Below are 12,155 nucleotides of genomic sequence, written 5' to 3' on the forward strand. Positions count from 1 at the left end.
TAGGCGCGCTTCCACCTGTCAGGGGGAGCCGGCGCCGGTGACGGCGCCGCGACATCGGCGGCCGTCGCGTCCGCCTCGGCTGCGGCCGGGCCGCGACGCGCCGAGAGGGGGCTCACGACTGCATGGCTGGTGCGCCTGCTCCACCGCTGGACCTTCGGCTTTACGTGGCCGGCGACTCCGCCGGCGCGCGGCGGGCGCGCGAGAACCTGCAGCGGCTCCGCACGCACCTGCCCGCGGGCTCCGCCGTCGAGGTCGTCGACGTGCTTGTCGAGCCCGGCCTCGCCGAAGCGGCGGGCATCCTCGCCACGCCGACGCTCTCGGACGACGGGCACGACCCGCCGCGCCGGATCGTGGGCGACCTCAGCGACCTGGACCGGGTCATGGACTTCTTTGGGCTGGCCCCGCGGGAGGCGGGTGAATGACGCACACGGAAGACGAAGGATTGTCGGCGGTGCTCGAGCGCGTGCAGACGGGGGTGGAGGCGTTCGACGAGCTGGTGATGGGCGGCCTGCCGCGCGGCCGCGCCACGGTGGTGGGCGGCAGCCCGGGCAGCGGCAAGACGGTGTTCGCGACCCAGTTCCTCGCCCACGGCATCCACCTCGGGGAGGCGGGCGTCTTCGTCACCTTCGAGGAGTCGCCGAAGGAGGTGGAGGCCAACATGGCCGGCTTCGGGTGGGACATCGGCCGCTGGGTCCGCGAGAAGCGGCTGGCCTTCGTCGACGCCAGCCCGCGGGCCGACGAGTCCCTCGTGCTAGGCGACTTCGACCTGTCCGGCCTGCTGGCGCGCATCCTCCACGCCGCCGAGCAGGTGAGCGCCCGCCGCGTGGTCCTGGATTCGCTGGCCCAGCTCTTCGACCACTTCATCGCCGAGCCCAACATCCTGCGCCGCGAGCTCTTCCGGATCAGCTCGCGCCTGAGGCGGGCGGGCCTGACCGTGCTGATGACGGCCGAACGCAACAACGAGTACGGGGAGATCACCCGGCACCGGATGGAGGAGTTCGTCGCCGACAACGTGGTCCTGCTCCGCAACGTCCTCGAGCGGGAGAAACGCCGCCGCACCATCGAGGTGCTGAAGATGCGCGGCAGCCACCACGTGGAGGGGGAAGCGCCCTTCACCCTGGTCGGCGGGCGCGGCATCGTCGCCGTGCCCCTCTCCTCCCTGCGCCTCGAGCAGGAATCGAGCACCAAGCGGGTGACCAGCGGCAACGCCAGCATCGACGAGATGTGCGGCGGCGGCTTCTTCCGCGACAGCGTGACCCTGGTGAGCGGCGCCACCGGCACCGGCAAGACCCTGCTGGTGACCAATTTCCTGGCCGGCGGCGTGGCGGCGGGCGAGAAGGCCCTGCTCCTTGGCTACGAGGAGAGCCGCGGCCAGCTGTTCCGCAACGCCCGCAGCTGGGGGGTCAACTTCGAGCAGATGGAGGCGGACGGGCGCCTGAAGGTGGTCTGCCTCTATCCCGAGGCCCAGAGCCTGCCCGACCACCTCCTGACCATCCGCGCCTTGGTGGAGGAGTTCGAGCCGAACCGCATCGCCATCGACAGCCTCTCGGCGCTCGAGCGCATCGCCCCGGAAACCGGCTTCCGCGAGTTCCTGATCAGCCTCACCTCCTTCATCAAGCGCCGTGAGATCGCCGGCCTGCTCACGGCCACCACCAAGTCGCTGATCGGCGGCCAGAGCGTCAGCGAGCAGCACATCTCCACCCTGACCGACTCCATCATCCTGCTCCGCTACATCCAGGAGCGCGAGGTCATGCACCGCGGGATGATGGTCCTGAAGATGCGCGGCAGCGAGCACGACAAGAACGTCCGCCGCTTCACCATCGACAGCCAGGGCATGCACCTGAAGGAACCGTTCTCCGGCGCGCCGAACCTGTTCGAGACCGATCCGGGCGACGGAACCCAGCCGTGACGGCGGCCATGGCTCCGACGGCGACGAACCCGCCCGCCGGCGCTGCGGCCGACGGCGCCCTCGGCCTCGGCCCGGCCGAATACCGCTTCCTCATCGAAGCCAACGCCGACGGCGTCGTCGTCGTCGACGCGGCGGGCAAGGTGGTGTTCGCCAATCCTGCGGCGGCCGAGATCTTCGGCCGGCCGGTCGCCCAGCTCGTGGGCGCGCCCATCGGCGTGCCCACCGTGGCCGGCGAGACCACCGAGATCGTGGTCCTGCGCCCGGCGGGCGGGCGGGCGGACGTCGAGATGCGCGTGGTGGGCACCGCCTGGGAGGGCCGCCCCGCCCTGCTCGCCAGCCTGCGGGACATCTCCGCCCGGCGCGAGCTCGAGGAACGCGCCCGCCAGTCGCACAAGATGGAGGCGATCGGCCGCCTGACGGCCGGAGTGGCGCACGACTTCAACAATCTCCTCACCGTGGTCATCGGCAACCTGGAGTTCCTCCAGCGGCACCTGGGCTCAGACCCTGAGGCCGCCCGGGCCCTGCGCTACGCCGAGAACGCCATGCTGGGCGCCCGCCGGGCCGCGACCCTGACCGACCAGCTGCTCGCCTTCTCCCGCCGGCAGCCGCTGACGCCGCAGCCGGTCGACATCAACAAGCTCATCGCCGGCATGTCCGACCTCCTGGCGCGGACGCTCGGCGAGGCGGTGCAGGTCGAGAGCCGCCTGGCGGCCGACCTCGGCCGCGCCATGGTCGACGCCAACCAGCTGGAGTCCGCCATCCTCAACCTGGCGGTCAACGCCCGGGACGCGATGCCCGACGGCGGCGCCCTGATCCTCGAGACCGCCAACGAGGCCTTCCACACCGAGGGCGCGGCCGACCTGGCGCCCGGCCCCTGCGTCCGGATCACCGTGCGCGACACCGGCTGCGGGATGGGCGAGGAGGTGCTGGCCCAGGCCTTCGAGCCCTTCTTCACCACCAAAGGGGTGGGCCACGGCACCGGGCTCGGCCTCAGCCAGGTCTACGGCTTCGTGAAGCAGTCGGGCGGCCACGTCAGCATCGACAGCGGCCCCAGCCGCGGAACCGCCGTCAACCTCTACCTCCCGCGCGCGGCCGGCGACGCCGCGGAAGCCCCCGCAGCGCCGCCCGACGCGGGCGCCCGGGCCGACGGCGAGGCGATCCTCGTCGTGGAGGACGACGAGGATGTGCGCGCCTTCAGCGTCGCCACCCTCTGCGACCTCGGCTACCGCGTTTTCGAGGCCGCCGACGCCGCCGCCGCCCTGGAGGTGCTCGAGCGCACTCCCGGCGTCCGGCTGCTGTTCAGCGACATCGGCCTGCCCGGCGGCATGAACGGGCGCGAACTGGCCGACGCGGCCCAGGCCCGCCAGCCGGGACTCCGCGTGCTGCTGACCACCGCCTACGCCGGCGGAACCCTGCTCAAGGACGGGCGGCTGGAGACCGGTTTCCAGCTGCTGGCCAAGCCGTTCAGCTACGCCGCCCTCGCCCGCCGCGTGCAGGACGTGCTCGCGCCCGACCGGACGGAGCCGCAGGTGCTTCTGGTGGAAGACGACGCCCTCGTCCGGATGACCCTGCTCGAAGCGCTGCTGGAGGCGGGCTGCCGCGTCGAGGAGGCCACCACCGCCAGCGAGGCGCTGAAGAAGATCCGGTCGGCCGCCGCGCCCCTCGACGCCGCGGTCATCGACATCGGCCTGCCGGACGGACGCGGGGATGCGCTTGTGGCGGAGCTGAGGGCCCGGCGGCCCGGCGCGCCCGTGGTCCTGGCGAGCGGCTACAACGACGAGGACCTGCGCGGACGGCTGAGCGCGGACGAGCAGGTGACCTTCCTGGACAAGCCCTTCGACGGGGCCGCGCTCGAGGCGGCCCTCCGCGCGCTCGGCGTCGCCGCCGCGCGCGGCGGCGACTAGCGCGCGGGGCAGGACGCGTGCCGACCTACTACTTCGACCTGCACCGGGACAGCCCCAGCCTCGACGCCGACGGCGTCGAGCTGCCGGACGAAGGCGCGGCCTTGGTCGCGGCCGCCCGCCACCTCGGGGAACTGCTGCGCGACGACGCAGACGGGCTCGTCAGGGCCGGGGCCTGGCGCCTCGAGGTCCGCGACGCCCGCCGATCCCAGGTGTTCGCGGTGGAGGTGGCGCTGCGCATGGGCGGGCCCGCCGCGCCTCCCTGACCTGCCGCTATCGGCGGCGCCGACCAGGCCGCCTAGCCGGACCTTTGAAGCCGCCCGGCCCCCTCGCCCCAGGCGCCCCTGCGGGCCTCGTGCAGCGCCAGGTGGCAGCGGCAGGCCAGGCGCTCGAGGGCCGCCCGGTCGGGGACCGTCACCGCGCCGCGGCCGCTGCGGACGAGGCCCGCGCGCTGCAGCCGCGACATGGCCACGGCCACGGTGGTCCGCTGCGCGCCCAGCATCTGCGCCAGCGCCTCCTGGGTGAGCGGCAGCGGCCCTTCGATGCAGCTCCGCTCCAGCGCCTCCAAGATCGAGCGGGCCAGCCGCGCCTCCACCCCATGCAGCGCGTTGCACATCACCAGCACCCGGGACTCGGTGAGCAGGAATTCGAAGTAGCGCTCCATCCTCTGGCGGAAATCCAGGGCTTCCCGGCAAAGCTCCCGGAAGGTGGCGGCGCCCAGGCGCAGCGCCTCGCCGCCGACCTGGACCACGTACTTGGACGCAAAGCGGCCCCCCACATAGGCCTCGAAGGCGCCCACGGCGCCCTCGCAGCCCACCATCCCCGTCTGCACGCTCTCACCGTCCGCCGAATCCGACATCACCGCCACCAGGCCGGACAGGGGGAAGCACACGGCCTCGGCCGGCTCGCCCGGATAGTGGAGAACCGCGCCGCGCCGCAGCGGCACGCGCTGGAACCTCGGCAGAAAGCGTGCGCCAGGCCCCGCCTCCAGGGCCTTGAGGATCGAATTGGACTCGGCTGCGGCTGCCGCCATCGGCGCCCTCCGTGCATCGCCGTCCGGAAGACCGGGCGCGATGAACTGAGGCGCGCTTCAACCTTCCGTCCGGCCGTTCAGTCCGCGTGAAGTCACGGAATGTCTCCGTCGGCCAACGGGCTGCGACAGCCAAGGTTCCGCCAAAGACGAGCGCGAAAACAATTGTGGCGCAATATTGTCCAGACCCTCTGGAATGAGCCGTTTTGTCTTGCTCCTCCGGCCTCAATGCCTTGCGCGACCCCCGCCGAACCCCGCCGACCGAACCTCCGGTCGCCCAGCGCCGCGTGCGCCCCGACCCCCTTGCCGGCGGGCGGCGCCCGGGCGACAAGCCTCGCCATGCGCCGCCGCCTCGCCGCGATCGTGCTGGCCCTTGTCCCGGCCGCCGGCCACGCCGATCCGTGCGAGGGGCCGCTCCCCGCACGGCCGGGCGTGACGGTGAGCGGGACCGTGCGCTACGTGGGGGACGGCGACAGCCTCTGCGTGGGCGATGGGCCGGACCCGGCCCGGTGGGTGGAGGTCCGGCTCGCCGACTTCGACGCCCCGGAACTCCGTGCCCCGGGCGGAGCGGACGCCAAGGCGCGCCTGGCCCGGCTGGTCCTGGGCCGCCCCATCGCCTGCGTCACGAGCGCCGGCCGCAACGGGCGCGTGCGGGTGCACGACCGGGTCATCGCCCGCTGCAAGGTCGCCGGCCGGCCGCTCGGCGCGCAGATCCGGGCCCTGGGCGGGCGCGACGGCGGGCGATGAACTTGGACGTGCTGACGGCGCCGCGGGCAGGGTCTTTCGCCGCGGTCGGGCTCCGGCCACTGCGCCGACGGCGGTGAGGGCGGACCGTGCGGCGGCCCGCCTGGGCCTCACAGCCCACTCCGTCCCCGTTCCGGGGCCAGCCGTGACGCATAGCCCGGCTGGCCCCGGCGCACCGGCGCGGCCCCCGCCGCCCGCGCTTCGGAACAGTTGGCGAAGGCCCCTCGCGGCCCAGCGGGACGCCGCGGCGAGGTGAACCGCGCCGCCTGCGCGGATCGAGCCCGAACCCCTCCCCAGCCGCCTCATCGGCCAACAGCAGCCCCAGTTGTCCCGCGCCGGCCGGCTAAAGGCGCTCCGTTGTGCGGCGATGGGTGAGCCAAGGGACTTGGGTTCGGTGAGCGACCCGGAGAGGTCCAGCGGCGCCTCCCGATCCGTGCTAGACGTTTCCCATGAAGCTCCATCTCTGCACAGCGTGCGGGAACGACGCCCAAGCGGTGGTGCTCACGCGCACGCCAGTCGTGGTCGCCACGTCGCAGATGCATGTGTGCGCGCGCTGCGGGGAAGCCTACTGGCTCCCGCCCTCCCCAAGCGACGACGCCGGCGACAAGGACCCGCCGCGGGGATCGGACTGAACGCCCTCCATGGCCCAGACCGTCCAGATCGCCCTCCTGCGCGGCGTCATGCCCATGGGGCGCAACCGCGTCCCGATGGCCGACCTGCGCGCCCTGCTCGCCGAGCTCGGCTTCACCGACGTGCGCACCCTGGTCGCCACCGGCAACGCGGTGTTCCGCAGCCCCGGCCCCGCCGGCGCCGAGCTCGAGGCCCTGCTGGAGAAGGCCATCGCCGAGAAGATCGGCCCCACCCTCGACGTCATGGTCCGCGACGCCGCCGCCTTCGGCCGCATCGTCCAGTCCAACCCCTTCCCCGACGATTCCGCGGCCATGCCCAGCCGCGTCCAGGCCACCATCTTCAAGACCGCGCCCACCCCCGACCAGGCCCGCGCCTTCGAGGCCCTCGTCCACCCGCCGGAGAAGGCCAAGGTGCTCGGCGACGTCGCCTGGCTCGTCCACCCGAACGGCATCTCCGCCTCGCCGCTGCGGCCCGCCGACTGGAAGGCCGCCTTCGGCAAGCTCAGCGGCACCGCCCGCAACTGGAACACCCTGAGCAAGGTCCACGAGGCCGCCCAGGCGCTCGCCTGAGCCCGCGCCGCGAACGCTCTCGGGTCAGCGGACCTCCACAGGTATCGGCGGCGCAGGCATCAAGCCGCATCCGCCGCCGCAAAGTGGGCCATCTGGTCGCGGTAGGCTTTGACGAAGGCCGGCCGGGCCGTCGCGCGCGCGACGTAGGCGTGGCAGGCCGGGTACTCCGTGAGCCCGTCGAAGCGGTCCACCTGCCGCAGCACGTCCGCCATCAGCAGGTCGGCCACCGTGAACCGGTCGCCCACCAGCTGCTCGCGCCCGGCCAGCACGGCTTCCATCCGCTCGAGCCGCGCCTTCAGGAAGGCCTCCACGAAACCGGCCTCGGGCGACTCGCGCGGGAACCCCATGAACCGGAACAGCGCCCAGGGCTGGGCCGGCAGGTCGACCGAGTTGAGCGCCGCGATGACCCACCCCAGCACCTCAGTCCGGTCCCGTGGATCCTGCGGCATCAGCGCCGGGCTCTTCTCGGCCAGGTGCAGCAGGATCGCGCCGCTCTCGAAGATGGTGATGTCCCCATCGGTCAGCCACGGAACCTGGCCGAAGGGCTGCGCCGCGAAATGCTCCGGGCCGCGATCGTGGAAAGACGTGCTCTCCACCCGGTAGGGCAACCCGGCTTCTTCCAGCGCCCAACGCACCCGCAGGTCGCGCACAAGACCGCGCGGCCCCTCGGGGACCCAGTCGTAGGTGGTGAGGATGAGCGCGCTCATTGGCCGTCTCCAAGGAATGCCGGAAGCTTGTCGAGAAGACCGATCCAGCCGTGCTCGTGGCTGGCGCGGGCCGCTTCGTCGGGCAGCCGCTCATGGGTGAGCGTCAGCTCGGTTCCACCTTCGATCGGCTCCAGCCGGAAAGTCACCAGCGAGTCCGGCGCTCCGGCGATCTCCCAGGTGAAGACGAGCTTCGTCTCGGGCGCCACTTCCCGATAGACGCCGGTCGGGTTGTGTTCGTCGCCGTTGACCAGCCGGAAGACGATGCTGAAGCGGCCGCCGGGGCGAACGTCCGCCGTCACGCTGAGGGTCGGCCCCGCGTCGGGCCCCCACCACTGCACCATCAGCTCCGGCTGGGTGATGGCCGCCCACACCTTGGCGGGCGGGGCCTTGATCCGGCGCACGAGGGTCACGCTCGGGAGCTGGTCGGTCATCGCGCGGCATCCTCCTCGACGAGCGCGACGAGCCGGTCCAGACTGACGGTCCAGAAGCGTTCGTACTGGCTGAGCCAGGCCATCGCCTCCTGCATCGGCGCGGGCGCGAGGCTCACCGCCACCGTGCGTCCGGTCTTGGTCCGTGTGATCAATCCGGCGTCGGACAGGACGTCCAGGTGCTTCGTCATGCCGGGAAGCTTCAGCGAAAACGAGCGCGCGAGCTCGCTGACGGAGAGCCCAGGGTCTTTCGCAAGACGTTCCAGGACGCCGCGCCGGGTGGGATCCGCCAGCGCCCAGAACGTCCGGTCCATCTCCGATGACATATGCTTCGCCATGTAGCGAAGTATCAACGGGGTCTCTGGCGAAGTCAATTCGACCCGGGCGCGGTCTAATCGACATCTTCCGCAGCTCGCTGGAGCAGATGAACAAGCGCGGCGACGGCAAGGCGACCCTGCTCGCGCGCTAACCCTCGGCTCGTCCACCTCGGGGTTGCAAGGTCCACGAGGCCGCCCAGGCGCTCGCCTGAGGCCGCGGGCGTTCCACCGTGTGGGCCCGACCGTTGCTGAAGCGGCGGCGCTGCGCCAACTTCGCCCCATGTTCGGCATCCGGCATGTGGTCCTGGCAGGGCTGCTCTGCGGTCTCAACAGCGGCTGTGGAGACCGCCAGCCCACAGTCGAAGAGACCGTCTTCGAGAGCACGGGGACGGTCTACGCTCTGAGCTCCGCCGATCGCGATCAACTCGTGCTGCGCGCGCGGAAGGGCGACGCTGAGGCGGCCTACCGCCTATGGCAGTACTATGACTTTGCAGGCGGCGAGGACGGCATCCCCGACGCTTCCGACAAGTCCAACGCGAGACACTGGCTTGAAGCTGCGGCCTCGCGGGGGCACGAATTCGCCCTGTTCGACTTGGCCGTGATCACGGCAGAAGTGGACTGCCGTCAGTCCCGCGATGTTCTCCAACGGCTCAGCCGACGAGGTTCGACCCAGGCCCTGCGAAGCTCTGCGAGTTCCTGGTTGCAAGAGCCCGTCCTGCGATGCTGACGGCCCCGCGGTGCGCCGCGCCCGCTCTTACATAGCCCTGCGCGGAGGCGCTGCTTGGACCTGGAGCTCAAACCAACCACCGGCCTCGCCACAGGCCTGGTGATTCACTTCGCCGAGGGAACCTGGAACACGCTGGGAGCCGGCGTCGCGATGAGCGAGGAGGCCTTCGACCTCGTCGAACCGCTGTTGAAGGTGGCTTGGCCGGAATGGTCGTACGGTATGCGCTATGGGGTCTCTGAAATTCCCGGACCGGCTCGACGGACGCTGCTCAGCGAACTTTTGGAGACTTCCCGAGACGAGGGTCGCCCCGAGATCGAACGACGCCTGTTCGCCGGCCTGGCCGCCTGGCTGTCGACGAGGCTGCACGATGATCAGGCGGTCACCATTCTTGGGATCTAGCGTCTCGCTTCGTGGGCTCAGTCGATCTCCGTGTCCGGTTCGACAACCCGGATCCGCGCGCAATCCACAGTGATGCTGCGAGCGTCCGTGATCGTCATGCGCAACCTCAGAAGCCCGCTTGGCTGCACACCCAACTCGAACGCGCTCACCTCCGTGTGACTCCAGCCGATCAGCTCTGGGCTGGCGATCAGGTTGTGCGCACGCAGGCCGCCGAGGAACTCGATCCTCTCGACCAACTCGCAGGACAGGCGCAGCAGCTTCCGACGTTGGCCCAGGTCGGCCCTGACCTGCCCCTGCTCCGTCCAGATGTCGTCCAAGGTGATTTGTAACGAGCTCAGGAAGTCATCCATTCGGAATCCGACGATCAGGCACTCGTCGAGCTTCCCAAGGCGCGCCCGCAGCGTCTCGACGTCCAACCTTCCCCTCCTAATCTCGTTTCGCGCGAAGCTAGCTCAAGCGCGTTAGGACCGTCTCCAGGCGCTCGCCTGAGGCGCGAGCTGCGGCGAGCGTTTGGCGTCGATGCCGCCTTTTTGGGTATCGTGCGTTGTGGCGGCCATGACCAGAACCATCGCGATCCTTTTGGCCGCCTGCCTCGCCGCGCCCCGCGCCGCCGAGGCTGCGGGGCCCCAGAGCGCGGACGTCAGCGCCGCATTCGGCAACACGCTGCTAACCATCGACCCCGACGGGCGGTCGAGGAAGATCTGGCTCCAGCCGGACGGCACGTGGACCGGCCTGAGCCGCCGGGGGCTGGACCTGGCCGGCAAGTGGACTGTGAAGGGCGACAAGGTGTGCCTGACACAGTCGAAGCCACGCCTGCCCGGCAGCATGTGCGAGCGGTTCCCGCCCCAACCGGGGGCGAGCCTTCAAACCAAGGCGCAGGGGAAGACCGTCCAGCTGAAGCTCGTGAAGGGGCGCGTCACGGACTAGGCTGGCGACACTGACCTGAGCGCCGCCTAACCTCTGCGCCGCTCCGTGTAGAGGTGGCTGGGCTTGTAGTAGCCGATGCGGGTCTCGGCGCCCCCGCGGCGCAGGGAGAGCGACCACCGCTCGAAGACCAGGTCGAAGCCCGTGCTGCGCAGGCCGGAGGTCAGCGAGACCGCGACCATCTCGCCCGACCCCTTCGGCACGACGCCGATGCCGAGGTCGCCGTTGGACAGGCGCAGCAGCGCGCCATGACGGAACGTGCGGCGCAGAGGCGCGACCAGCATGGGCAGGCCTTCGGTCTGGCCGGGCGCGAACACCACGTCGTCCTCCACCGTGGCGAACGGGTCCGCCAGGACGGAGAGCGGAACCGGCGTGACCTCAACCTGCTCGACGGCCGGCAGGTTGAAGGCCACAGCCAGGCGCTCGCCCAGATCCTCCACCTCGGTCGCCAGGCACAGGATCGGCCGCACGCCGTCGGCCGCCACGAACCAGCGCCCCGGCCGGAGAGCCGAGCGCTGCAGCGTGCGCGGGAATCCTTCGAACGAAACGGCCATGAGAGCCTGTTATGCGGCCGTTGCCTGCGTCGCGGCGACCGAAAAAGACGGGCGATGGTCCGCACGACGGCGCCGACTTCGCCGAAGGTTCAGCGGACCGTTTCCTTTTCCCTGGGCGCCGAGACCCGGCGCGGCCTCGCCTGGGCCTTCGGCTTCGGCAGAAGCCGGAAACGGGTCTGACACCACGCGAAGTCGACGCCCACATCGAGCAGGGCGTCGGAGCGTCCGCATGGGCAGGCGTATTCCATGACCGCGATCACCCGGTAGGTCTCGCCGGCCTGCAGGGGAACCGGCCGTCCCGTGGCATGGTTCGGGGCGGCGTTGACACAGAGAACCAGATCGCCAGGGCCGACAGCGTCGCTCATGGGCTGCACTCACGATGCGGCGGCGAGTCTAGACCCTGCGTGCAATGGGGCAAAGGGTGGTTCCACCCGTTGCGGACCTCGGGCCGTCCGCTCAGTTGGGCCAGCGCCGATATTCCAGCCACCATCCGCCGCCGATCACGCGTTGCTGGTGGAGCGACTGCCACTTGCCTGGCGCCGGATTGTCGAGGCTTGGCGCAGTAGCGGCTGCATCGACGGAGAGCAGTCCGTATCTGTAGCCCTTGGTCTCGAGCCCTTTCACGTTGGCGCTCCTGGACCAGGCGGTGATGCTGACGACGCAGCTCTGGCCGTGCCTCCTGACCCCTACAGCTTGGATCTTGGACAGCTTGCCCCCTCGCCTTCGGGCTCTGTGGTAGGCGGGTAGTTGCGGTCACTAGGAGATGCCGCAACCCACCCATTCCTGACGTTCAACTAACGGAGCGGCAACGATTGGGCGTCTGTAGGATGAATGATCACCGGCGGGCCGCCGTCACCGGCGAACTTTAGGTACAGCCGATACTTCCCATCTGGCCGTGTGAAGCGTCGGCCCGGGCATCGATTTCCGTCCCACTCGCCATCGAGCACACGGTAAGTGATCTCGTACCCTTCCCTTGCTGAACCCTTGTAAACTCGGAGCACGCGCGCCGTCGCGATGCCGACGCGAAGGGACATGGTGTTCGGCACGGGAACGTAGGCTTCGGTGAGCGCCTGAACGTCCACAACAGTGTCAGCCACAGCGAATGTTTTCGCCATGCCCTTGGCCGTTGGAATCTCGAGACAAGCAGCAGCGGGAGACGCGACAAGGCTCGCCACCAGCCCGAACATCCACGCCAACTTTGGCACGACTCCCCTCCACATTGCCGTTGCGCAGCTTAACTGCTGAATGTCCGCAATTGACCTCACACTGTCGCCAGGAATGCCGCACAGGCCGGCCTGGCGCTCCGCGATACAGGG

General features: G+C 70.5%; 18 protein-coding genes and 1 pseudogene. 9 read left to right on the forward strand and 10 right to left on the reverse strand.

What is annotated here, in order from left to right; all coding sequences use genetic code 11:
• Positions 1-164: 164 nt before the first annotated feature.
• The 4 genes from ACFSC0_RS19075 to ACFSC0_RS19090 are packed head-to-tail and all read left to right on the forward strand — an operon-like array spanning position 165 to position 4,076.
• Positions 165-422: a circadian clock KaiB family protein gene (locus ACFSC0_RS19075; RefSeq protein WP_377355231.1), complete on the forward strand. Its 258-nt coding sequence runs from the start codon at positions 165-167 to the stop codon at positions 420-422.
• Positions 419-1,909, forward strand: a complete 1,491-nt coding sequence (gene kaiC / locus ACFSC0_RS19080; protein WP_377281570.1) for a circadian clock protein KaiC — start codon at positions 419-421, stop codon at positions 1,907-1,909. The genes ACFSC0_RS19075 and kaiC overlap by 4 nt, the downstream gene beginning before the upstream one ends.
• A gap of 8 nt (positions 1,910-1,917) precedes the next feature.
• Positions 1,918-3,813: a hybrid sensor histidine kinase/response regulator gene (locus tag ACFSC0_RS19085; protein ID WP_377281571.1), complete on the forward strand. Its 1,896-nt coding sequence runs from the start codon at positions 1,918-1,920 to the stop codon at positions 3,811-3,813.
• Positions 3,814-3,830: 17 nt separating this feature from the next.
• The gene (locus ACFSC0_RS19090) at positions 3,831-4,076 is read left to right on the forward strand and encodes a DUF6894 family protein (protein ID WP_377281572.1); all 246 of its coding nucleotides are present in this window, start codon (positions 3,831-3,833) and stop codon (positions 4,074-4,076) included.
• 32 nt (positions 4,077-4,108) lie between these two features.
• Here ACFSC0_RS19090 and ACFSC0_RS19095 read toward each other — a convergent pair whose 3' ends face one another.
• A complete protein-coding gene (locus ACFSC0_RS19095) occupies positions 4,109-4,843 on the reverse strand; it encodes a Crp/Fnr family transcriptional regulator (RefSeq protein ID WP_377281573.1) in 735 nt (244 codons plus the stop codon).
• A 336-nt stretch (positions 4,844-5,179) separates the two neighbouring features.
• On the opposite strand from ACFSC0_RS19095, the gene ACFSC0_RS19100 reads away from it, so the two are divergent.
• Positions 5,180-5,587 (forward strand): thermonuclease family protein, encoded by a 408-nt coding sequence (locus ACFSC0_RS19100; RefSeq protein ID WP_377281574.1) that lies wholly within the window; start codon positions 5,180-5,182, stop codon positions 5,585-5,587.
• 107 nt (positions 5,588-5,694) lie between these two features.
• On the opposite strand, the pseudogene ACFSC0_RS19105 reads toward ACFSC0_RS19100, so the two are convergent.
• A pseudogene (locus tag ACFSC0_RS19105) lies at positions 5,695-5,790 on the reverse strand (excalibur calcium-binding domain-containing protein); the annotation flags it as partial.
• Between the two features lie 435 nt (positions 5,791-6,225).
• Here ACFSC0_RS19105 and ACFSC0_RS19110 point away from each other — a divergent pair.
• Positions 6,226-6,783, forward strand: coding sequence for a DUF1697 domain-containing protein (locus ACFSC0_RS19110; RefSeq protein ID WP_377281575.1), 558 nt, complete (start codon positions 6,226-6,228; stop codon positions 6,781-6,783).
• Positions 6,784-6,842: 59 nt separating this feature from the next.
• Here the strand turns inward: ACFSC0_RS19110 and ACFSC0_RS19115 are convergent, their stop codons facing one another.
• Genes ACFSC0_RS19115 through ACFSC0_RS19125 form a run of 3 tightly spaced genes read right to left on the reverse strand, consistent with a single transcriptional unit; the run spans position 6,843 to position 8,232 of the window.
• Entirely contained in the window at positions 6,843-7,490 is a 648-nt protein-coding gene (locus ACFSC0_RS19115; RefSeq protein WP_377281576.1) for a glutathione S-transferase family protein, read from the reverse strand.
• Positions 7,487-7,921 carry an SRPBCC family protein gene (locus ACFSC0_RS19120; RefSeq protein ID WP_377281577.1) on the reverse strand — a complete coding sequence of 145 codons (435 nt, stop codon included), beginning with the start codon at positions 7,919-7,921 and terminating at the stop codon, positions 7,487-7,489. The genes ACFSC0_RS19115 and ACFSC0_RS19120 overlap by 4 nt, the downstream gene beginning before the upstream one ends.
• Positions 7,918-8,232: an ArsR/SmtB family transcription factor gene (locus ACFSC0_RS19125; protein WP_377355232.1), complete on the reverse strand. Its 315-nt coding sequence runs from the start codon at positions 8,230-8,232 to the stop codon at positions 7,918-7,920. Before ACFSC0_RS19125 ends, ACFSC0_RS19120 begins: the two co-directional genes overlap by 4 nt.
• Before the next feature lie 283 nt (positions 8,233-8,515).
• Here ACFSC0_RS19125 and ACFSC0_RS19130 point away from each other — a divergent pair, with 283 nt between their 5' ends.
• Both ACFSC0_RS19130 and ACFSC0_RS19135 read left to right on the forward strand, forming a co-directional pair.
• Positions 8,516-8,962, forward strand: coding sequence for an SEL1-like repeat protein (locus tag ACFSC0_RS19130; RefSeq protein ID WP_377355233.1), 447 nt, complete (start codon positions 8,516-8,518; stop codon positions 8,960-8,962).
• A 54-nt stretch (positions 8,963-9,016) separates the two neighbouring features.
• Positions 9,017-9,361: a hypothetical protein gene (locus tag ACFSC0_RS19135; protein ID WP_377281580.1), complete on the forward strand. Its 345-nt coding sequence runs from the start codon at positions 9,017-9,019 to the stop codon at positions 9,359-9,361.
• A 17-nt stretch (positions 9,362-9,378) separates the two neighbouring features.
• Here the strand turns inward: ACFSC0_RS19135 and ACFSC0_RS19140 are convergent, their stop codons facing one another.
• Positions 9,379-9,777, reverse strand: a complete 399-nt coding sequence (locus ACFSC0_RS19140; protein WP_377281581.1) for a hypothetical protein — start codon at positions 9,775-9,777, stop codon at positions 9,379-9,381.
• Between the two features lie 139 nt (positions 9,778-9,916).
• Here ACFSC0_RS19140 and ACFSC0_RS19145 point away from each other — a divergent pair, with 139 nt between their 5' ends.
• Positions 9,917-10,288: a hypothetical protein gene (locus ACFSC0_RS19145; protein ID WP_377281582.1), complete on the forward strand. Its 372-nt coding sequence runs from the start codon at positions 9,917-9,919 to the stop codon at positions 10,286-10,288.
• 26 nt (positions 10,289-10,314) lie between these two features.
• On the opposite strand, the gene ACFSC0_RS19150 is transcribed toward ACFSC0_RS19145, so the two are convergent.
• The 4 genes from ACFSC0_RS19150 to ACFSC0_RS19165 form a co-directional block, all read right to left on the reverse strand.
• The gene (locus ACFSC0_RS19150) at positions 10,315-10,839 is read right to left on the reverse strand and encodes a hypothetical protein (protein ID WP_377281583.1); all 525 of its coding nucleotides are present in this window, start codon (positions 10,837-10,839) and stop codon (positions 10,315-10,317) included.
• 89 nt (positions 10,840-10,928) lie between these two features.
• Complete coding sequence (locus ACFSC0_RS19155; protein ID WP_377281584.1) at positions 10,929-11,204, reverse strand: hypothetical protein; 276 nt, start codon at positions 11,202-11,204, stop codon at positions 10,929-10,931.
• 91 nt (positions 11,205-11,295) lie between these two features.
• On the reverse strand, positions 11,296-11,463 hold the full coding sequence (locus tag ACFSC0_RS19160; RefSeq protein ID WP_377281585.1) for a hypothetical protein: 168 nt from the start codon (positions 11,461-11,463) through the stop codon (positions 11,296-11,298).
• Positions 11,464-11,633: 170 nt separating this feature from the next.
• Complete coding sequence (locus tag ACFSC0_RS19165; RefSeq protein WP_377355234.1) at positions 11,634-12,026, reverse strand: hypothetical protein; 393 nt, start codon at positions 12,024-12,026, stop codon at positions 11,634-11,636.
• Positions 12,027-12,155: the final 129 nt, after the last annotated feature.

Origin of the sequence: Phenylobacterium terrae, assembly GCF_042681205.1 — a bacterium.
Lineage (GTDB): Bacteria > Pseudomonadota > Alphaproteobacteria > Caulobacterales > Caulobacteraceae > Phenylobacterium > Phenylobacterium terrae.

Bases quoted from the DNA above. Each gene is read 5' to 3' on its own strand.
- kaiC (WP_377281570.1), top strand. From the start codon at position 419: ATGACGCACACGGAAGACGAAGGATTGTCGGCGGTGCTCGAGCGCGTG.
- ACFSC0_RS19100 (WP_377281574.1), top strand. From the start codon at position 5,180: ATGCGCCGCCGCCTCGCCGCGATCGTGCTGGCCCTTGTCCCGGCCGCC.
- ACFSC0_RS19125 (WP_377355232.1), bottom strand. From the start codon at position 8,232: ATGGACCGGACGTTCTGGGCGCTGGCGGATCCCACCCGGCGCGGCGTC.
- ACFSC0_RS19085 (WP_377281571.1), top strand. From the start codon at position 1,918: ATGGCTCCGACGGCGACGAACCCGCCCGCCGGCGCTGCGGCCGACGGC.
- ACFSC0_RS19165 (WP_377355234.1), bottom strand. From the start codon at position 12,026: ATGTTCGGGCTGGTGGCGAGCCTTGTCGCGTCTCCCGCTGCTGCTTGT.
- ACFSC0_RS19150 (WP_377281583.1), bottom strand. From the start codon at position 10,839: ATGGCCGTTTCGTTCGAAGGATTCCCGCGCACGCTGCAGCGCTCGGCT.
- ACFSC0_RS19120 (WP_377281577.1), bottom strand. From the start codon at position 7,921: ATGACCGACCAGCTCCCGAGCGTGACCCTCGTGCGCCGGATCAAGGCC.
- ACFSC0_RS19115 (WP_377281576.1), bottom strand. From the start codon at position 7,490: ATGAGCGCGCTCATCCTCACCACCTACGACTGGGTCCCCGAGGGGCCG.
- ACFSC0_RS19145 (WP_377281582.1), top strand. From the start codon at position 9,917: ATGACCAGAACCATCGCGATCCTTTTGGCCGCCTGCCTCGCCGCGCCC.
- ACFSC0_RS19110 (WP_377281575.1), top strand. From the start codon at position 6,226: ATGGCCCAGACCGTCCAGATCGCCCTCCTGCGCGGCGTCATGCCCATG.
- ACFSC0_RS19155 (WP_377281584.1), bottom strand. From the start codon at position 11,204: ATGAGCGACGCTGTCGGCCCTGGCGATCTGGTTCTCTGTGTCAACGCC.
- ACFSC0_RS19130 (WP_377355233.1), top strand. From the start codon at position 8,516: ATGTTCGGCATCCGGCATGTGGTCCTGGCAGGGCTGCTCTGCGGTCTC.
- ACFSC0_RS19095 (WP_377281573.1), bottom strand. From the start codon at position 4,843: ATGGCGGCAGCCGCAGCCGAGTCCAATTCGATCCTCAAGGCCCTGGAG.